Below are 20815 nucleotides of genomic sequence, written 5' to 3'. Positions count from 1 at the left end.
CCCCTTCATCCCTTCCTCCCTTTCCTCCTTTCCTCCCTTTTCTCCTTTTCAACCATGCTAAAAAACTACTTCAAAATCGCATTTCGCTCGCTGTGGAAGAACCGGCTGTTTACGGCGATCAATGTGCTGGGGCTTTCGCTGGGGTTGGCGAGCGCTGGCGTGCTGCTTCTTTTTATCCAGAGGGGCATTACCTTCGATACCTTCCACAAGGGCAACGATCAGATTTATTTTGTACAAACGGCCGACGTTTCGGGGCGGTATAATCAGACGGTATACCCGATTCTGGAACAGATGGTTAAGACCTTCCCGGAAATTGAAACCGGTACGCATGTACAGGGCTGGAATGACGTATGGCTGAATCACCATGGTAAGGACCTGCAACGGCAAACAAAGTATGTCGATAGTACTTTTTTTGATGTTTTCTCCTTCAAATTGAAATACGGTAATGCAGCGACAGCATTGAAGCGGAAACAGTCCATTGTGCTAAGCGACCAGGCTGCGGAGGCGTTGTTCGGGAACGTTAACCCGGTGGGCGAAACCGTGACGGTGGAGGACACCATGACTTTTACGATAACGGGCGTGCTCGAACCGGTTCCGGCGAATTCGTCTATTCAGTTTGAAGTGTTGCTCCCTGTTTCAAATCTCGAAGACAATAAGGGTTTTGCGTCGAATGCAGATTGGTACAACACCTTCGCCACCGTTTACCTCAAATTACGGAAAGGTACGGATCCCGGTAAACTCGAAGCGAAGTTCCCGGCCTTTGCGAAAACCCATTTTCATGCGGACGGGCAGAAGCGGAAAATCCACATAGCGCCGTTGGAAGAATACATTCATTATCAAAATCCTGGCTTCCGTTGGATGATTTACGGCGCCATCACCATTGCTGTTTTTATTGTGCTGATTATCAGTATAAATATGGTGAACCTGAACACCGCTATGTCGTTTACGCGCGCAAAGGAAGTAGCAGTGAGAAAGGTTACCGGTTCTACGCTAGGGCAGATGCTGGGGCAGTTCTGGACCGAATCGGCATTGGTACTGGCAGGTTCGTTGCTGATTGCCGTGGTCTTTGGCATATTGTATCTGGTGCCTCAATTCAATGAATTCAGGGAAGGTAGAATGCAGCTGGTGGTAAACTGGCAGCAGGATTCGGCTACTTTCCTCACTTTGATCGGCATTATCGGCATCATTGCGTTCGTAGCCGGAACCATCCCTGCGGCTTACCTCAATAAGCTCGATTTGCGGGACACATTGAAGGGGAAACTGTCGGGCAAACCCGGATCGAAAAGCTGGATGCAGGGAACGCTGATCATCGTACAATTGGTGATTGCCATTGTGCTGGTAGTAGGAGCGATTGCTGTTCGGTGGCAGATCAATTTCATGCGGCAGGCCGATACGGGTTTCAGGGGAGAAAAGGTGGTCGTGGTGTCGTCGGACTTGCAATACAAGGATGAGAATGCAGCCGTGCAGCAGTTTGTGCCTATTTTGAATGGATTGAAACAAAATTCGAAGATCGAAAGTATCGCTGTTTCAGGCATTGTACCGACGCGCTACTGGAACAACTATAATGTGTATACGCCCGAGGGCGAGGATCGGAAAAACATCCGGCTGCGCCACGTGGGTACGAGTACCAACTACACAGCCACCTACGATATCCGGATGGTGGAAGGAAGAGATTTCTCCGAAGAACTTGATAGAAACGGCGAACAGCATCCCGTGGTGATCAACGAGGCCGCACGTAAGGCTTTCGGCTGGACGACGGCAGTAGGGAAACGGCTCCGCCAGGGTAACAATGCGGAGGTTTATACGGTGGTAGGTGTGATGAAGGACTTCAATTATGGCCCATTGAAGGAGCGTATCGAGCCATTGCTGCATTGGTACGATGGCCCTCCCAGCCTGAATAGCTACCTTTCATTGAAGTTCACCGATATTTCACAAGCAAAGGGCGTTCTGGCCGGCCTTGAAACGGACATGAAGAAAATCCCGTCCAAACGCCCGTTCAAGTTTTTCTATATGCAGGAAGAACTCGGGCGCCAGTACAACGACCTCGATGGGATCTGGAAAATGGTCAATTTTGTGACGCTACTGGCAATTGTCATTGCCCTGGCAGGTATTTTTGGCCTCATATCACTTGCCGCGAGCAAGCGCACGAAGGAAATAGGCATCCGCAAGGTGCTCGGCGCGAGCGTTCAGGGGATTGCCATGCTGCTTTCCCGTGATTTTATCATTCTGCTGGTCGTTGCCATGCTGGTAGGACTGCCCCTGGCATACACTTTTGTGATTAAGTACCTGGCGAGTTTTGAATACCATGTCGACCTGCCCTGGTATATTTTTGTGCTTGTCGCCCTCGCGGCATTGCTTCTTACCATACTGACGGTTGGATTTCAGGGTATTAAGGCCGCACTGGCAGATCCGGTGAAGAGTTTGAGGAGTGAGTAGGGAGTTGAAGATATCTGTTTTGATGATATTTCTTAACTTTAAGAAAGAATGGTTTATGGAACTGAATAGAATCACTTTCGATCCCAATGTCATGGGCGGGAAGCCCTGCATCAGAGGAATGAGGGTAACGGTTGGAGCAATTGTGGGGCTTATTGCGTCCGGTAAAAGCTTCGATGACGTTGTTGCTTTCTATCCATATCTTGAAACACAAGATATCAGTGAAGCGCTAGCCTATGCGGCCTGGCGTGCTGATGAAATAGAAAAGTACAATTCTGAATTGGACGCAGCTGTGGCTCGTGTTAAATCCGGAAATTATTATACCCATGAAGACGTAGTCCTTGAAGTAAATAAATGGTAGGCTAGGTATTTGAGAGAATTTTTTGCGGCGAAACAACTAAGTCCAATACTGAACAAAGGTGTCCACTTTCGGACACCTTTGTTGTTTAATGTTGTATATAATCTATTGATTTTTAGATAATTATTTGCTTGTTGAGTGATTGGCACAATTCTTCATTCCAAAAGAACCGGAATGCAATCCAATGACCTAGCCATGATCCAGAACTATTTGAAAATTGCTTGGAGGAACGTCTTGAAAAACAAGATGTTCTCCGTTATCAATGTCTTCGGCCTGTCGGTCGGGATGACCTGTTGCATGCTCCTGCTGCTGTATATTCTGAGCGAGGTTTCGTTCGATAAGCATCAGGAGCATGTCAACGATTTGTACCTGGTTCGCTCCGAGAATGTGCAGCCGAACGGGGAGAAAATGGACAACCCGCGCGCACCGGCACCTTACGCACAAGCGCTGAAAGCCGAATACCCGGAAGTGGTACAGGTCACGCGCCTCTGGCAGAATTTCCTGGAAGATAAGGCATTACTGACGGTGAAACAGCCGGGAAAGGGCCCGCTCTCATTCTACGAAACGAAAGGAACACACGTCGATTCGACGTTTTTTGACGTTTTTACCTACCAATTCCTGGAAGGAGATCAGCGCACAGCGTTGGTTGACCCGCATTCCATTGTACTTTCCGATATTCTTGCTCAAAAGCTTTTCGGTAACGAACCCGCGTTGAATCGTACCGTGAAAGTGGGTGGCAAGACAGGCCATAACGAGAATTTCAAAGTAACGGGCGTGTTCCGCGACGAAAGTGCCCGCTCCCATATCGATGCGCATTACTTTGTGACATTTAAAGTGGGTTGGATAGGCGATTACCTGCGGCAGCCCGACCTCAATTTCACAAACAACAACATGTTTTACCATTACCTGCGCCTCAGGCCGGGTACCGATGGTGCGGCGTTCGAGGCGAAATTGCCTGCATTTATCGACAAGTATGCGCGGAAAGACCTCAAAATTGCGGGATATGATAAAAAACTGGTGCTGTTGCCCGTCCGGGATATACACCTTTTCAGCCAGATCGACCGCATTGTATCTTCCACCACGAGTTCAACTTATCTGTACGTTCTGGCAAGTATCGCGGTATTTACATTGCTGATCGCCTGTATCAACTTCATGAACCTGGCCACAGCGCGCTCTGCGAAACGGGCGGCTGAGGTAGGGATGCGCAAAGTGATGGGCGCAAACAAGGGTAGCCTGGTCGGCCAGTTCCTGGGCGAGTCGATGGTGCTGACGTTCCTTGGCCTGGTGGTTGCCATGGCGCTGGTGGTGTTGCTGCTACCATTCTTCAACCAGCTTGCCGACAAGTCGCTGGACTTGCATGAACTCCTGCAACCGAAAATTGTCGGCGGGTTTGTACTGCTCGCATTGATCACCGGTTTGCTGGCGGGAAGCTATCCGGCATTCTATTTGTCGGTATTTAACCCGCTGGATGTGATTAAGGGCCGGTTTGTGAACTCGGTATCGGCCACTACGCTGCGCCGGGGGCTGGTGGTGTTCCAGTTTGTGATTTCGATCGGGCTGGTAGTAGCTACGATCGTTATTCAGGGGCAGATCCGGTTTATGAAGGATCAGCCGCTCGGTTTCAACAAGGACCAGCAGATTGTAATCCCGTTCCGGAGCCAGGAAGCAAGGCAGGCATATACGGCATTGAAAAATGAACTTTTGCAGGACAGCAGGATTACGGCTGCCTCGGGAACTGCCTATTATCCGGGTATTCTCAATCCCAGTGACATGTCGGTTTATCTGCCGGGGCAAACCGTGAATGATGATAATCTGATTAAAACGAACTGGGTCGCGCCGGATTTCATGGAAACGATGGGTTTCAAGCCGGTTGTGGGCCGTATGTTTTCGAAGGAATTTCCGGCGGATACAAATTATAAAATAGTGGTCAATGAGGCCACGCTCCGCAAATTCAATGTGCCGTTGAACAAAGCCGTAGGACAGAAGTTTCTGTTCAATAACGGCGGAGATACGCCGGGTGCGGTGGAGGTGGTTGGCGTGGTGAAAGACTTCCATTTTCAGGATTTGCACAAGGTTATTGAGCCGTATGCTTTTTTCCTGAATATGGATCCAAGCTACAATTACCTGATTGCTCATATCGCAGGCAAGGATGCGGCATCAGCAATCCCATTTATAGAAAGCAAATGGAAATCGCTCGTGCCCGATGAGCCTTTCGCGTACACATTCCTTGATGAGGATTTTCAGAAAAATTACGCAGCCGACGCCCGTACTTCGAGGCTGGTGAATGCATTTACCATCATTTCGATCCTGATTTCCTGTCTGGGGTTGTTCGGTTTGGCCGCATTCGCCGCCCAGCAGCGCATCAAGGAAATAGGTGTGCGGAAAGTGCTGGGTGCTTCGGTGACAAACATTGTAGGGCTGCTCTCAGGTGATTTTGTGAAACTCGTAGTCGTTTCCATCGTGATAGCCACCCCGCTTACCTGGTACCTCATGAACCGCTGGCTGGACGATTTTGCCTATAAGATCAGCCTGCAATGGTGGATGTTTGCCGGGGCCGGGGCGCTGGCGGTAATCATCGCATTGCTCACCGTGAGTACCCAGGCCATCAAAGCAGCCGTAACGAATCCAGTGAAATCGTTGAAGACAGAGTAAAGGAGAAAAGGGAAGATGGAGGAAAGGGAGGACGGAGAAATGGGACTACGAATACTCTTCCTCCTTCCTTCATTCACCCTTTCCTCCATCCTCCTTTACTCCCTAAAAACACCTTCTTATGTTCAAGAACTATATCAAAATCGCATTGCGTAACCTTTGGAAGAGCAAGGGTTATGCTTTTATCAATATCGTAGGCCTGTCGGTGGCTTTTTGCGTAAGCGTTTTTTTGTTTCTGACGGCCTATTTCGCATTGTCGTACGACGATTTCCACGCCGATAAGGACAGGATTTTCGAGCCCTATTTCTTTGCCAATGATCCCGAGCGTGTGGATCGTACTGCATCCATGCCCTTTCCGATCACCCCCGCATTAAAGGCGGAGTATCCCGACATCGAGGCGATTGCGAGGGTTGTGAACGGCTCGGATGTAGTGGAATACAAAGGGAAGTATCTGGATAAGAATATCAAATTTACAGAGCCCGATTTTTTCAGGATATTTTCATTCCCTTTTACACAGGGTAGTGCCGAAACCGCTTTGAGCGACCTGAGCAGCATCGTCATTACCGATCATATGGCCAAGGCTGTTTTCGGCACTGAAAATCCGATGGGTAAGCACATTCAGGTGGGGTTGGAGGGAAGCAAGAAGGAGTACGTCGTAAGCGGCGTGCTCGCGGATTTTCCGGAAAATTCTTCCCTGCAATTCGACGCATTTGTGCGGAGTGAGAATGTGGGTGGTTATCAGCACCAGAAAGATCAATGGGACGCGTTTTCTCACAATATTTTCCTGAAACTAAAACCAGGAGTAGATAAGCTGGCATTTGAAAAAAAGCTCAAACCATTTACAGCCAAGTATTTCGCAGAAACGATCACGAAGCTCAAAAAGAAAGGGGCCAAGCCCGACGAACGAGGTGACTTCTATGCGCTCCGTCTTCAAAAACTGGATGATATACACTTCAACCGGGAGCTTTCCGGCGGAAAGGAGGGTTCCCTGATTTATGCATTAATGGGTATCGGTATTTTTATTCTGCTGATCGCCTGCATTAACTTCATTAACCTGAATGTCGCACGCTCGTTTATCCGCGCACGTGAGGTGGGTGTACGTAAGTCGCTGGGCGCATTGAAGCAGCAGCTTTTCTTCCAAATCTGGGGTGAAGCGGGGGTTGTTTGTTTCCTGGGCTTCTTGATGGGCGTAGTGCTCGCGGTCCTGCTTCTGCCGGTATTTAATGCCACATTCAGGGCGAAACTGACACTCGGGTACATCTTTGAACCCGATAAAATCGCCATGCTGGTCGGGTTGTTTTTGTTTGTTACCCTTGTCGCAGGCGGTTATCCAGCGCTTCAAATGTCGAAGTTCAATGCGGTGGAAGTTTTGAAAGGAAAGGTGTCGCTCAAAAAGCCGGGCATATTGCGTAATTCATTGATTGTAGCTCAGTTTGCGCTTTCCAGCTTGCTGATTTGCTGCACGATCATCGCCGTGCAGCAGGTCGACCACCTTCGGAAGCAGCCTCTGGGCTTTCAGAAAGAGGAGGTGATCAGTATTCCGGTTGGGAATAAGGTCAACGGCCAAACAGCGCTGCGCCGAATGCGCAATCGCCTGGCTAACGATCCCAACATCGTGGGTATTACGGGTTCAGGTGTGAACCTGGGCATGGGACTCGACCGAAGCAGCTCCCGCAGTTCTATTGGTTTTACATTCAAAGAGCGCGAGGTAGAGACCGACTGGCTGCACATTAGTTATGATTACCTCAAAACGCTCAATATCAAACTGATCGACGGACGCGAGTTCAACCCCGCCTATCCGACCGATTCGATGGGCAGGGTGATCATCACCGAAAGCATGGCGAAAGCTATCGGCGAAAAGGACCCGGTCGGCAAGTTCTTTCAGACCGATACGGCCGGTATCAAGCATCAGATCATCGGTGTCGTCCCTGATTTTAACCTGTACTCGTCCAAAGCCGAGAAAAAGCCCGTCACGATGTACCTTTCGCATACCGACGGCATCGGGTACATTTTCGTCCGTGTGACGCCTCAGAGCCTGACATCGTCGATGGAGAAACTGAAAAATATTTGGAAGGAGATCACGCCGGAATCGGAGTTTATCGGGTCGTTTCTGGACGAAAATACCAACAACTGGTACAAGGAAGAGGAGCGGCTTTCGCAGATTTTTAGTCTGGCGTCCGCCGTTGCAGTGATATTGTCGTGCCTCGGGCTATTTGCCGTCGCGCTGATCGTCATGGAGCAACGCACGAAGGAAATCGGCGTACGTAAGGTGCTAGGCGCCAGCATTGTGAGCCTGGTGTTCGTATTGTCCAAAGATTTTGTAAAACTGGTACTCATTGCCATCCTGATCGCCACGCCGGCGGCCTGGTATTTCATGCAGCTCTGGCTGGATAACTATCCTTACCGCATTGAAATCAGCCCGCTCGTATTTGTAGCCGTAGGCCTCGCCGCAGTACTCGTTGCCGTCGCCACCGTCAGTTTCCAAAGCATCAAAGCCGCGTTGATGAACCCGGTGAAGTCGCTGCGGAGTGAATAAGTACCGGATTGATGCAAAAGTAAGGTGTTGGGACTTAGGTTTCAACACCTTATCTTTGTAATGATCACACCTGAACTTATGAAAGACTACGTGGCAAGCAAAACCGGATTGATGAAGAAGCGTCCGGCGAAAATGAATGTGGAAGAGTTGCGTCAATGGAAAAAAGATTCCTACGAACGTGCCAAAGCCTATTTGTTTTCTATTGGGCAGCCTCTGGTCTATTACAACGCGGACGGGAAGGCTGTCGCGGAATATGCAGACGGGACGGTAATGCTCATTCAATGAACATTTACTTCATCGCCGGTCCGCCAGGCATTGAAAAGAGTACTTATGGGCGTGAACTTGTTCCCAACCACATTCCAATAGTAGATCACGATCTTGCGGCCTATCAGTACAAGAAAAAAGGATTTGCGGATTATTCAGAGCTCGCTTCGCTCAAAGCCAACGAATTCGTAGATTCCTGCATTAGCGATGGCCGGGACTTTGCTTTGGAATTGAATCTTGGTTATGAATCACACTACGATTATGTCAAAAGTCTGGCCGTATCTCGCAGAGATACCAAGGTCCACCTAATCCTGTTTTTTACTGACAGTGTAGAGCTCTGCCTGTTGCGCGCCAAAGTTCGCTATCAGAACGGAGGACATTTGGTGGAGGCTCATGTAATCCGTACTATGTATAGAGATACGATCCCATTGTTTAAGAAGCACAGTGCGCTTTTTACAAATGTGTCGTTCATTTCAGTTACGGACCTGGATGTTGAGGAGGTCACTCATAAATACTTACCCTACTGGATTTCTGCGAATAATTTAGGCCATTACGTTCGGAACTAAGCTAACTGAATGGGAAGTGCCTGATGTTCAAACGCGTACAGAAACTGTCCGAAAGCGGACGTGTGTATATTTTCTTATCTGGCTTAACCTGTTGAAAATGAGTGTCTATCTTGAATGGTACAGGATTTAGATATGTTAATCACGCCTGAAACCAATCAACCTAGCCATGATCAAAAACTATCTAACGACCTCATTCAGAAACCTTCGCCGCAACTGGAACTTTACGCTGATTAACATTACCGGCCTTACTTTGAGCTTGGCTTGCTGCCTGCTTATCTTCTTTACGGTGCGGTATGAGCTCAGTTTTGACAGCCATCACAAGCATGCCGACCGGCTTTACCGCCTGCTCAACCACAGCTTGGAGGACGGGGAAAAGGGTTTCAATGCAGGTATTCAGCTTCCGGCACTGGCGGCATTGCGCAATGATTACCCCGAGATCCGCGATCAGGTAACGTGTACCTATGGCCTCCGCGAGACATTGATTACGGTGACTCAAGGGTCGGAGAAAAAGAAGTTTTCGGATCCGGGCTACAATATTGCATTCATTGGCCCCGAATATTTCGGGATGTTCGATTATAAGTGGCTGAAAGGCTCGCCTTCGCAAGCGCTCAAAAATCCAGGTTCGGTGGTGCTGACTGAGGGACAGGCTTTGCGGTATTTCGGGAAAGTCGATCCGATGGGCAAGAGTATCCGGGTAAGAAACCAGATGGATTTCGTCGTGACAGGCGTAGTTGCCGACCCACCTGCTACTACCAACCTGCCATTTACGACCATGCTTTCCTTTGCCTCATTGAAGGAATTCGGCGCATTTACCAACTGGGACGATTGGGTTTCAACCTATGGCGGTGGCCAGGTATATCTGATGTTGCCCGAAAAAGTGAGCGAAGCGCAGTTTGAGCAGCAGCTATTGGCATTCAATAAAAAGTACAGGGAGCCGAAGGAGGATAAACGGGTCAAGTTCGTCCTGCAACCGGTTAAGGACATCCATTTTGCGACAAAAACAGGTAACTACGCCAGCCGCTCGATCAGCAAGGGGATGATCTGGGCCATGTCGCTGGTTGGGGTTTTCATCCTCATTACCGCCTGCGTGAATTTTGTGAACCTCGCCACTGCGCAGGCACTGCGCCGCTCACGTGAGGTGGGCGTGCGGAAGGTGCTGGGTAGTACCCGCGGGCAATTGTTGCGGCAGTACTTCTCTGAAACAGGGATCATAACCGTGTTTTCGGTACTGCTGGCATTGGTTTCGGCGCAGTTGCTACTGCCTTATATTGCCAATGTTCTCAATATCCAGACCCGCGACGTGGTGTTTTTTCAGGACCCGTCGATTTTGCTTTGCTGCATCGTATTGACGGTTGCTACCACTTTCCTGGCGGGTTTTTATCCTGCATTGGTGGTGTCGGGGTACCAACCTATTTTAGCATTGAAGGGGAAAATGCGCACAGCTGGCAACGGTCAGTCCAATTTGCGCAAAGGGCTTATCGTGCTTCAATTTTCGATTTCGCAGGTGATCCTGATCGGGACGCTGATCGCTTACAGTCAGATGAGGTATTTCAGTACGCTCGACCTGGGTTTTGAAAAGGACGAGATCGTGACCATCGCCATTCCCGATCAGCCGGAAGGCAAGCTGGAAGCACTGCGAGACGAGGTTCGGGCGATACCCGGCGTGAAGTCTGTTGCTTACAGTGCATTCACCCCGATGTCGAGAAGCAACTGGCAAACCGGATTCAGGTATGAAAATGATGCGGAAGAACTTGATTTTACCGTGGTAATGCGTCCCGCCGATACGGCCTATTTCAATACTTACGGACTGAAAATGGCAGCCGGGCGAATGTACCTGCCCGCTGATACCATCCGCGAATATGTCGTGAACGAAGCATTCGCCAAAAAGCTGGGTTTCAAAAATCCGGAGGGCATTATCGGAAAGCGGCTGACGATCGGTGGGGGAAGTTCGAAACTCCCGGTTGTAGGCGTTGTGAAAAACTTCAATACCTACACCCTTCACCAGGAGATTATCCCGTGCGTGATGACCTCCATGCGCAACAATTATCAGACATTAAGTGTTAAACTGGACAAAAACGCCGGGCTGGAACAAATCAACCGCATCGAGAAGCTTTGGACGGCCGCTTTCCCGGACTATTTGTTCAAATACACGTTCTACGACCAAACGCTGGATAGTTTCTATGAGAAGGAGGCCAAGTTCTTTTCCCTCTTCAAAATCCTGAGTTTCATTGCGATTTTCATCGGTTGTCTTGGTTTGTATGGTGTGGTCGCATTCATGGCCGAATCGCGTACAAAGGAAATGGGTATCCGAAAAGCCATAGGAGCTTCGGCAATGAACATTTTCGGGTTGTTTTCAATCGATTTTATCAAGCTAGTGGTCATTGCACTGGTGATCGCGTCGCCTATCGCCTGGTATTTCATGAATGAATGGTTGCAGGATTTCAGCTACAAAGTGAGCATCAGCTGGTGGCTTTTTCCTGTGGCGGGCGTCGCTGCGGTACTGATTGCACTGGTAACCATCAGCTTTCAGAGTGTCAAGGCCGCGATGACGAATCCGGTGAAGGCGTTAAGAAGTGAATAATCAAGAGTTTACAGATGCAACCAGCGCAGTGGTTTTTACATCTTTCGCGAAATGCGTTCTAAACTCCCATTATATCTATCCTGGCCATGATCAAGAATTATCTGGTAATCGCACTCCGTAACCTGCTTAAAAACAAAGTTTATTCCCTGATCAACATCGTTGGGCTGGCGGTAGGAATCGCCGTCACGATGCTGATCGGGCTGTGGGTCTGGGATGAATTATCCTTCAACAAATACCACAAAAACTACGACCGCGTCGTGCAGGCGTGGATCAGCCAGACTTTCAACGGTCAAACCGGGACTGGTACCGCGGTTTCGATTCCGTCGGTTACGGAAATGGCGACCAAGTATTCCGCAGATTTCAAGCATACCGCGCTCGCTTCCTGGAATTTCGGGCATTTGCTGGCCAATGGTGACAAGAAGATCAATAAAACGGGAATGTGGGCCCAGCCCTCGCTTCCGGAAATGCTGGGATTAAAAATGATCCGGGGTGACTACGACGCCTTGAAAAACCCGGGGTCGATCGTGATCTGTGAATCGCTCGCGAAAGCACTTTTCGGCAACGCGGATCCGCTGAACAAAGCACTCAAACTGGATATCAAGAAGGATGTGAAAGTGACGGGCGTTTATGAGGACATTCCTTTTAATTCGAGTTTCAATGAGTTGTACCTGATCCTGCCCTGGAACGATTACCTGCAAGCCGAAGGCTGGATAAAGGACGCACAGACGCAATGGGGCAACCACTCTTTCCAATGGTTCGCGCAGGTTGCGGACCATGCTGATATTGCGACGGTTTCGCGCAAAATCCGGGACGTGGAAATGCCGCACGCATTCTCCAAGACCGACAAGCCGCAATATATGCTCCATCCGATGAGCCGCTGGCACCTTTACTCCGACTTTAAGGATGGCCAGAATATCGGCGGGCGCATTCAGTTTGTGTGGTTGTTTGGTATCATCGGTGCATTTGTACTGCTTTTGGCTTGTATCAATTTCATGAACCTGAGTACGGCGCGGTCGGAGAAACGGGCGAAGGAAGTAGGGATCCGCAAATCGATCGGTTCGCTGAAAAGCCAGTTGGTATTCCAGTTTCTGAGCGAGTCGTTCCTGGTTGTGATGTTTGCATTGGTACTCGCGATCCTCATTGTGCTCGTTTCGCTACCGGCCTTTAACGACCTCGCGGGCAAGCACGTGAAGTTCCCGTTCTTCTACTGGCAGTTCTGGTTGCTGCTGATCTTTTTTGCGCTGTTCACCGGGCTTGTCGCAGGAAGTTACCCTGCCTTCTATCTGTCTTCATTCAATCCGCTATCGGTGTTGAAGGGCACATTCAAAGTGGGGAAATACTCGGGCGTGCCGCGCAAAGTGATGGTCGTGTTGCAATTCACGGTGTCGATCACGCTCATTATCGGGACAATTATCGTGTTCCAGCAGATTCAGCATGCAAAAGACAGGCCGGTTGGCTATGACCGTCAGGGGCTTTTGCAGATCAATATCTCTCCCAATTTGTGGGGTAAATATGATCCATTGCGTAACGATCTTTTGAAAACCGGCAGCGTGTACGAAATGAGCGAATCATCGAGCCCCACCACTGGTATTTATTCCAATCAAATAGGCTTCGAATGGGAGGGGTTGGAACCCGGCTCTGTGCCATTGTTCGGCACAATCGCCTGTACCCACGATTTTGGCAAAACGATCGGCTGGAAGATCATCGATGGCCGCGACTTTTCGAGGGAGTTTTCTACCGACAGCTCCGGATTCATTCTCAACGAATCGGCCGTCAAACTGACTGGTCTTAAAAATATCGTTGGCAAAACGATCCGTTACAATGGCAAGGAGCAACAGGTGGTTGGTGTGATCAAGGATATGGTCATGCAATCGCCTTACGAGCCGGCGGTGCCGACGATTTTTATGCTGAAATACGATTGGGCGAACCTGATCAACGTCAAACTTACACCCGGAGCACCGGTCGACAAAGCCTTGAAGAAAGTGGAGGCTGTTTTCCGCAAGCACGATCCCGACTCGCCATTTGAATTCAAGTTTGCCGACGAAGAGTATGATGCCAAATTCCGCGCCGAGGAGCGGATCGGGAAGCTGTCGCGGGTGTTCGCCGTGCTGGCCGTGTTCATATCTTGCCTCGGGTTGTTCGGACTGGCAGCGTATACCGCCGAGCAGCGCACCAAGGAGATTGGTATTCGTAAGGCGTTAGGAGCGAGCGTCGCGCAGATGTGGGCGATGCTTTCGAAGGAATTTGTATATCTGGTGGTGATCTCCTGTGTCATAGCATCGCCTATCGCGCTCTATTTTCTGCACGATTGGCTGGATAAATATGAGTACCATATTCAGCTGAGCTGGGTTGTATTTGTCGTAGCGGCGCTGCTGGCAGTCGCAATCACGCTGCTTACCGTCAGTTTTCAGGCGATTAAAGCAGCGCTGATGAATCCGGTGAAGTCGTTGCGGAGTGAGTGACGTAAGCCTCTTTACCAGATTAATTGTGCATTGGCATACAGAGGGAATTTTGGATCGTTTGAGATAATTTTCATGCTGTCATTTAATGCAGTGGCAATTATCAGACGGCCAAATGGATCACGATGCTCTTCAAAAAAAGGTAAAGCGTGATACGCTGTTAGTTGAGATGGAGAAATAGGTATGGTCTCTATTTGATTTGCAGTAGCTTTTGCGAAAATGAATTCGACGGAATCGGGAAGCGCTAGTTTCCCGATTTTTGTTTTGATGGCGATTTCAAACCAGCTGACGGCATGTATAAAGACTTCATTGCTGAGGTCTTCGATGAGTAGTTTGGCGTTTCTGGAAAGTCTAGGATTATCTTCAAGAAACCAAATCAGAGTGTGTGTGTCCAATAATATTTTCATTTACATATATTCTTTTAAATCATCGAGCGGTTCATCGAAGTCGTCGGCCATCCAGATTTTTGCCTTCAATATTCCAGCTTTGCGCTTTTTTATGGGTTTAGTGCCCTTGTCGGGAAAGGTAACGACTACCTCAGTGCGTGATTGGACGGGTGGCGTTCCTGTCAGCGTCACCTTTCCGTTTTCATAAATTCCCTTGACCGTCGTCTGCATAATTTTCCAGTTTAGACCTTATTCAAATTTAAAAACAAAAGAAAATTTTAGCAATTCTACCCAGCAGACGGTAGTCCATTCGTCGATCAAAAACCAGTCGTCATCTACTAGCAGTGACATTTCGCAGATTGTGTTTCCAGTGCGTTAAACTTGGGATGGAAATGTGCCTCTAAAAGACATAAACAAACAATTTAAATACTGGAAACCATGAAAAAGATCATTTTCGCCATCGCCGCAATCGTTACTTTCACCGCTGGAAATACTTTCGCTCAGCGATATAACAGACCCAACCCAGCCGTGATCGACGCCCGCGCCGACAATGCTGCCGAAGAGTTTAAGATCAATAAGCTGGACGAGATCGTGAAGCTGACCCGCAAGCAGGAGAACCAGATCAAAAAGATCGAAAACAAATATGATCGCCTGACCGGTAGAAACCAGCGATACCATACCTACCAGGGCATGAAGAGACTTGAAGAAGAGAAGCAAAAAGAGATCCTGGACGTGCTGACACCCGCGCAACGCCAACGTTTGTTCGCTTATCAGCACCGATTTGATAACCGTTACAACCGCAGAGGATAACAATTGAAAAAATAGCCATGAACGAACGGCCAGGTCTCAGGACCTGGCCGTTTTATTGAGCAGCATCCACTTGTTGCGTAGAAAATAATCGAGCAGCATAAGGCACGACAACCCGATAATCGTAAGTGTAACAGGCTGCGGAATGGCGGAGAATTTCTGGTTGAAAACCGGATTCGATACCATCATGCCATTCACTTTGCCCCAAAACGCCGGTTGGTCATTGCCGGGGACGAAGAAAGAGGCGACGATCAATGCCACCCAGGCAGCGGCGATCCAGTACCATACTTGCCGGGAAATGACCGGCTTCGGTGCTACGGTTGGCCGGGGAGCCTGGATTTGCGCGATAATGGCACTATTGAACGCCGGGGAAGGGGCGTCTGCAACATTCGTTTGCATCAGGGCACGGAATGCCGCTTCCTCGTGGACACGCCTCATCACCGCCCGCGTAAATGCGTCGGAAGGGGCGTCGGTACCCGTTTCGCCGATCAGTTTTTTGAAATGCGCTTCCTGTTTATCGTCTTGCTGTTCCATAATTCCTGCATTATAACAAAAACTGCAATTCTTTGCCCAAAACCTTTCGGGCCCTGAACAGCTTGATTTTTACGTTGCTGCCGGTTAATCCGGTTATTTCCGTGATCTCTTCAATCGTGCTGTCGTTCAAATAATACAAAGTGATCACCAATGCCTCGATTTTCGGCAGCCGGCTGATTGCATCTTTCACAAATTGCTCGCGCTCGCGCGCTTGTAACGCCTCGAATGGCGGCGGGCTGTATGCGTAATGGTAATTTTCTTCCAAATCTTCGTCGATGTTTTGCAGCGCGAGCCGTGGCTGCTGCAACTTCGATACTGCCGTTCGATAAACGATGGTGTATAGCCACGTCGAGAATTTGGACTTTCCCTCAAAGCTTCCGATTTGCATATAGGCCTTCACAAAGCTCTCCTGCGCCGCGTCCTCGGCGTCCTGAGCATTGGGCAGGATTTTCTTCGCAATGGTAAATGCCATGTTCTTATACTTCTCGACCAGATAAGTATAGGAGGCCAGATTGCCCTGCTTTACGTTTTCAATATAGGTCCGGTCGTCTTGGTTTTTCATGCATTTCATGGCTCGCGTGCCTATATGACCGTGCGGAAAGCATACCGGTTACAATTTTCGGTAAATTATTTTTGTGAAAATTTTTTTGAGAAAACTGTAACCGCACCCGCCGTAGTACCGTCCAATGGGTAACATTCGAAATTTAACCATCTTTTAGTCATGAATGCCGTACTTGTTTCTGTTGCAGCTTTTCTGGGCATTTTCGGGATCGTTTATGTGTTCCTGATGACGCGACATCGTGAACGTATAGCGCTGATCGAGAAAGGCGCCGATGCTTCCATTTTTACGGATAAGAACCAGGTCTATTATCCTACACTGAAATTCGGGATGCTTTTCGTGGGTATTGCACTTGGCATTTTGCTGGGCAACTGGCTGGACAAAACGTACGATTTCAGCAAAGGCGTAGCCTACCTCGCTATGGTATTCCTCTTTGGAGGGCTGAGCCTGATCCTCAATTTTCTCATCGAAAGACATCTGAACAAAACCAGAGTCCGCGAGTAGTACGAGAGCCTCGCCGGTCAACCGTATTATTCAGCCGCTCATCACTTAATCCGAAAAATCAGGCATAGTACCTTGCATCACAAAGTACCTTCCAATACATTTGTATAGTCAAATTTAGGTTAGTCTGTATGGGTGTGTCAATAGAATAGTTGCACATAATTCATTGATACACTGATCGCTGTCTGAAAGAGCCCAAAATCTCTTATCGGAATTCCTATGCCCGTTCCAAAATTTATTAGCCATGAAATTTTTCTCCATGAAAACATTATTCCAACTACTCATGTCCATCCTGATCCCGGGATTGGTTTGCTGCCAGTATTCATTCGCGCAAGTAGCGCCTGGCGCAGGTACACCTGCCGCAGGATCGCCTGTCGCAGGATCGCCTGCCGCAGGTACGCCTGCCGCAACCGTATCTGCGGGTGGGAGTATCAAAGGCATTGTAGCCGATTCTGCAACCGGTAAGGTGCTGGATTTCATCACTGTCAATCTGATGAAAGATAAAAGCACCGCGGTGAAGGCCGATTTTTCGAAGGCCGACGGTTCATTTACATTTCAAAGCCTGAAACCGATGAAATATGCGTTGGTACTGGTTGGGGTAGGATACAAAAACAAGACGATTGACGTGGATTTAACCGACAACACACGCCGGCACGTCGATCTGGGAAATATCACGATCAGCCAGCAGGCTGTCGGGCTCAAAGAGGTGACCGTTACCGCATTGAAACCGATTGTTAAACAGGAGGTCGACAGGATCAGCTACGACCTTGAAGCCGATCCTGAAAGTAAGGTTTACAGCGTGCTCGAAATGATGCGTAAGGTGCCGTACCTGTCGCTGGACGCCGAGGATAATATTTCCCTCAAAGGCAACACCGATTTCAAGATCCTGATCAACGGCAAGCCGTCGAGTATGGTTGAGCGGAGTTACAAGGATGTGCTGCGGAGCATGCCGGCGTCGTCCATTGTGCGGATAGAGGTGATCACGACGCCGCCCGCGAAATATGATGCGGAAGGCCTGGCCGGGATTATCAACATCATTACCAACAAAAAAATCGATAACGGATATAATGGAACGCTCAATGTCAGTGAACGCTTCCCGACGGGTGGACCGGGAGTCGGTGGCTCGCTCTCGGCCCAGCTCGGGAAGATTGGAATGTCGCTGAATGCGGGTTTGAACCAGTACAAAAACCCGGCTACGCAATCGATCACGAACCGTACGACTACGGGTACGAATCCTACCGAGCTCGATCAGCGCGGGTGGACCGAGATTAACAATAAGAATGGCTATATCGGCTACGAGATCACTTATGAGGTGGACACGCTTAACTTGTTGAGTGCACAACTCAACGTCAACGGCGGCAGGAATAGTCAGAATGGTTACCAGTCATCGCTTCTGAATGCCGATAAAGAAATCCTGGAACGCTACAACGTGACCAGCAATAGCTCCGATCGCGGTAATGGCCGGGATGCGGCGGTGAACTATCAGAAGAGTTTCAAAGCGGATAAAAATCGGTTGCTGACCTTCTCTTATCGCTACTATGGCTACGACAACAAACAAAACGGGAACATCGGGATCTCCGACCGGATCAATTACACACGCCCTGATTACCGGCAGGTTAACGACCAGAGCTTTTCAGAACAGACATTCCAGGTCGACCTGGTGTATCCTGTCAAAAAGCTGAATATAGAAGCCGGTTTGAAGGGGATTATGCGTGACAATAAGAGTGATTTTCAATATTTAGTTTTCGATTCGGAAACTCATTCTTATACACTGGACGCTGCAATGAGCAACAAATACAACAACACGCAAAAGGTATTTGGCGCTTATAACACATATTCGTACAATTTCAAAAACTGGGGCGTGAAGGCAGGCGCACGTGTGGAGCAGACGATCATCGACGCGGACTTTATCTCTACCGATTCGAAAGTGAAGCAAAATTACTTCAACCTCATTCCGTCCGTGTCGGTCAACCGGAAGCTTAAAAACAATGCGGGGATCAACTTCGGATTTAGCCAGCGTATTCAACGGCCCGGCATCTGGCAACTTAATCCGTTCGTCGACAGGTCGAACCCGAGCTTTGAGCGCACCGGTAACCCCGACTTGCGACCGGCCTATGTGAATGACCTGCAACTGAGCTACAACAAGGCTAAAAAAGGCAATATCAACTTCGGTGTGGGTTATACGCATTTTAAAGACCTGATTTTCCAGATCGCCGTCTACAATCCTGAAACACAGATTACACGTACCTCTTACGGGAATACAGGCCGGGCGCGGCTCATTAGCGGTAACCTGAATGCAAATTACCCGATCACAAAAAAATGGAATTTCAGCACCAACCTCCGCATTGCGCATGGCAAGGTGACCGGCATGGTGAATGGAATCGAAACGACCAACAGCGGGGTAATGTACCAGTTTTCACTTTCAACGGGTTACAAACTGCCGAAGGACTGGCGCGTGAATGCCAACCTGAATGCAAACGGGCCGGGTGTGAACCTGCAAGGCACTACCAATTCAATTCAAAGTACATCATTCAGCGTGAATAAGGATGTGGTGAAGGATAAGCTGTCGCTTTCAGCCGCCGTGAGTAACCCTTTCACGAAATTCAGAAGATTCCATAACTCTACTTTCGGTCCGGATTTCGACCAGTTCTCCGACCGCTGGAGTTATTTCCGCTCATTTAATTTCAGTCTGAACTATAAATTCGGAAAGCTGAAAGACGGTATCAAAAAGAACAAACGGGGCATTCGCAACGATGACGTGCAGAATGGAGGTAACTGATAAGCAGCGCCGGGCCCGAAAGCCCGGCGTTTGTCATTCTGCCAGATATCGGTGAGCGGGAACGACACGGGCTTTCACACCGTCCCGTTCGAATTCGTCGTTTTGATTGAATGTCACCAGCGTCCCTTCCTTTAACCCGAAATGCGCGATCGCCTCGAATAAGCCCTTCAATTCGCGATCCATATTATCGTGATTGAGATCATAGCAAACCTGCACGACCTGCCGCACAGTGCCTCTTTCCGATACCACGAAGTCGCACTCGCTTTTCTCCGAGAAATAGTAGATTTCCTTATAGTTTCTTCTCAAATGCAGGAAAATGAGGTTCTCGAATACGGCCCCGAAATCATCCGTAAACGATCCTGAATTAGCATTCACCAGCCCCGTGTCGATCGCATAAACCTTGCGGGGATTGATGAGCTGCTTGCGCAAGGAATAGCTGAATTTTGGAACGAAATGAAACAGGTAGGTATATTCAAAATACGAGAGATAATCCATCATCGTGCTTGTGGAACCCGCTTCGAACATCGTTTTCAGCCTGTTGCCGGTGATGAGCCTGCCTACGTTCGAAACCAGATACAATGCGAGCCGCTGCAAAGTCCGGACGTCGCGCACGCCGTAGCGCACGGCAATGTCGCGGATCAGGATATCCTCGAACAAATGGTGCATGATCTCTTCCAGCCCCGATTTTACATATTCAGGAAAACCGCCCGTTGCCATATAGTCACGGGTGATCTCGGCAGAAGGCGGTGTGTTTCTGTATGTGCTGAACTCAGCATACGAAAACGGGAAAAGCTCCTTGGTGATCTGGCGGCCGGTAAGCTTTGTGCCAAGTTCGCGGCTCAGGAGCGAGGCGTTGGAGCCGGTGATCACGATCTTGCAGCCTTCATCGAGCTTCTGCCGCACGTATGTTTCCCACCGGTCGACGATCTGAATTTCGTCAAAAAACAACACGGATTGCCCCATGTCCGTCACGAGGCTGTCGAGGCGGAGGAAATCGGAAGGTTCGAAATCGTATAGCCGGGTGTCTTCGAAGTTGAGATAAAAAGCATCGGGATGTTTTTCGCGCAGTAACTGATGCAGCAGCGTGCTTTTACCACAACGTCTCACACCGGAAACGATGAGCGCATGCGAGGTGATATCCGGCAATTTATCCAATGCGGCTCTCGCCAGTCCCAGTTCAAGGACGGAAAGGTTGGCCTTTTGTGCCTCCGCAACGCTCGCTATGGTGCTTTTTAAGATCATTGTTCAAGTTTGCCAATTCAAAAGTACAATATTGTATTTTGATATCAAACAAAAGTGTCCATTATTAATATACACTTTTGTTTGATGGTGGCGTGCACAATGTTGTGTGTCCGGTTTTGGACACTCTGGTTGGAGTAAATATTTGATATTGAGTATTTTGA

Annotated in this window: 17 protein-coding genes; 11 read left to right on the top strand and 6 right to left on the bottom strand. The window is 49.0% G+C overall.

Going from position 1 to position 20815, the window contains the following annotated elements; all coding sequences use genetic code 11:
* The first annotated feature begins 54 nt into the window (after positions 1-54).
* The 8 genes from J2Y43_RS03585 to J2Y43_RS03550 all read left to right on the top strand — a co-directional run bounded on the left by J2Y43_RS03585 (position 55) and on the right by J2Y43_RS03550 (position 13849).
* A complete protein-coding gene (locus tag J2Y43_RS03585) occupies positions 55-2436 on the top strand; it encodes an ABC transporter permease (RefSeq protein ID WP_309981225.1) in 2382 nt (793 codons plus the stop codon).
* 55 nt (positions 2437-2491) lie between these two features.
* Entirely contained in the window at positions 2492-2794 is a 303-nt protein-coding gene (locus J2Y43_RS03580; protein ID WP_309981226.1) for a DUF433 domain-containing protein, read from the top strand.
* A 192-nt stretch (positions 2795-2986) separates the two neighbouring features.
* Positions 2987-5443, top strand: a complete 2457-nt coding sequence (locus J2Y43_RS03575) for an ABC transporter permease (RefSeq protein WP_310330802.1) — start codon at positions 2987-2989, stop codon at positions 5441-5443.
* 118 nt (positions 5444-5561) lie between these two features.
* On the top strand, positions 5562-7976 hold the full coding sequence (locus J2Y43_RS03570; protein WP_309981228.1) for an ABC transporter permease: 2415 nt from the start codon (positions 5562-5564) through the stop codon (positions 7974-7976).
* Positions 7977-8036: 60 nt separating this feature from the next.
* The gene (locus J2Y43_RS03565) at positions 8037-8261 is read left to right on the top strand and encodes a hypothetical protein (RefSeq protein WP_309981229.1); all 225 of its coding nucleotides are present in this window, start codon (positions 8037-8039) and stop codon (positions 8259-8261) included.
* Positions 8258-8806: a hypothetical protein gene (locus J2Y43_RS03560; protein ID WP_309981230.1), complete on the top strand. Its 549-nt coding sequence runs from the start codon at positions 8258-8260 to the stop codon at positions 8804-8806. Before J2Y43_RS03565 ends, J2Y43_RS03560 begins: the two co-directional genes overlap by 4 nt.
* Before the next feature lie 166 nt (positions 8807-8972).
* Positions 8973-11387 carry an ABC transporter permease gene (locus J2Y43_RS03555; RefSeq protein ID WP_309981231.1) on the top strand — a complete coding sequence of 805 codons (2415 nt, stop codon included), beginning with the start codon at positions 8973-8975 and terminating at the stop codon, positions 11385-11387.
* 86 nt (positions 11388-11473) lie between these two features.
* Positions 11474-13849 carry an ABC transporter permease gene (locus tag J2Y43_RS03550; RefSeq protein WP_309981232.1) on the top strand — a complete coding sequence of 792 codons (2376 nt, stop codon included), beginning with the start codon at positions 11474-11476 and terminating at the stop codon, positions 13847-13849.
* Positions 13850-13860: 11 nt separating this feature from the next.
* Here the strand turns inward: J2Y43_RS03550 and J2Y43_RS03545 are convergent, their stop codons facing one another.
* Both J2Y43_RS03545 and J2Y43_RS03540 read right to left on the bottom strand, forming a co-directional pair.
* Entirely contained in the window at positions 13861-14253 is a 393-nt protein-coding gene (locus J2Y43_RS03545; RefSeq protein ID WP_309981233.1) for a type II toxin-antitoxin system VapC family toxin, read from the bottom strand.
* Positions 14254-14463: a DUF2281 domain-containing protein gene (locus J2Y43_RS03540; protein WP_309981234.1), complete on the bottom strand. Its 210-nt coding sequence runs from the start codon at positions 14461-14463 to the stop codon at positions 14254-14256.
* Between the two features lie 207 nt (positions 14464-14670).
* On the opposite strand from J2Y43_RS03540, the gene J2Y43_RS03535 reads away from it, so the two are divergent.
* Entirely contained in the window at positions 14671-15042 is a 372-nt protein-coding gene (locus J2Y43_RS03535; protein ID WP_223402888.1) for a hypothetical protein, read from the top strand.
* Positions 15043-15078: 36 nt separating this feature from the next.
* Here the strand turns inward: J2Y43_RS03535 and J2Y43_RS03530 are convergent, their stop codons facing one another.
* Positions 15079-15573 carry a hypothetical protein gene (locus tag J2Y43_RS03530; protein WP_309981235.1) on the bottom strand — a complete coding sequence of 165 codons (495 nt, stop codon included), beginning with the start codon at positions 15571-15573 and terminating at the stop codon, positions 15079-15081.
* 10 nt (positions 15574-15583) lie between these two features.
* Positions 15584-16135 carry a sigma-70 family RNA polymerase sigma factor gene (locus tag J2Y43_RS03525; protein WP_309981236.1) on the bottom strand — a complete coding sequence of 184 codons (552 nt, stop codon included), beginning with the start codon at positions 16133-16135 and terminating at the stop codon, positions 15584-15586.
* A 159-nt stretch (positions 16136-16294) separates the two neighbouring features.
* Between J2Y43_RS03525 and J2Y43_RS03520 the strand changes: the two genes are divergently transcribed.
* On the top strand, positions 16295-16636 hold the full coding sequence (locus J2Y43_RS03520) for a DUF6249 domain-containing protein (RefSeq protein WP_309981237.1): 342 nt from the start codon (positions 16295-16297) through the stop codon (positions 16634-16636).
* Positions 16637-16914: 278 nt separating this feature from the next.
* Here the strand turns inward: J2Y43_RS03520 and J2Y43_RS33520 are convergent, their stop codons facing one another.
* Positions 16915-17043 carry a hypothetical protein gene (locus J2Y43_RS33520; RefSeq protein WP_409014396.1) on the bottom strand — a complete coding sequence of 43 codons (129 nt, stop codon included), beginning with the start codon at positions 17041-17043 and terminating at the stop codon, positions 16915-16917.
* A gap of 20 nt (positions 17044-17063) precedes the next feature.
* Here J2Y43_RS33520 and J2Y43_RS03515 point away from each other — a divergent pair, with 20 nt between their 5' ends.
* Complete coding sequence (locus J2Y43_RS03515; protein WP_409021404.1) at positions 17064-19412, top strand: outer membrane beta-barrel family protein; 2349 nt, start codon at positions 17064-17066, stop codon at positions 19410-19412.
* Between the two features lie 33 nt (positions 19413-19445).
* Here J2Y43_RS03515 and J2Y43_RS03510 read toward each other — a convergent pair whose 3' ends face one another.
* Positions 19446-20654 carry an ATP-binding protein gene (locus J2Y43_RS03510; RefSeq protein WP_309981239.1) on the bottom strand — a complete coding sequence of 403 codons (1209 nt, stop codon included), beginning with the start codon at positions 20652-20654 and terminating at the stop codon, positions 19446-19448.
* Positions 20655-20815 lie beyond the last annotated feature (161 nt).

The sequence above is a fragment of the Dyadobacter sp. BE31 genome, assembly GCF_031457695.1.
Classification (GTDB): Bacteria; Bacteroidota; Bacteroidia; order Cytophagales; family Spirosomataceae; genus Dyadobacter.
The sequence above is the reverse complement of the archived record's forward strand: the minus strand, read 5'-3'. Positions and strand labels throughout refer to the sequence as shown.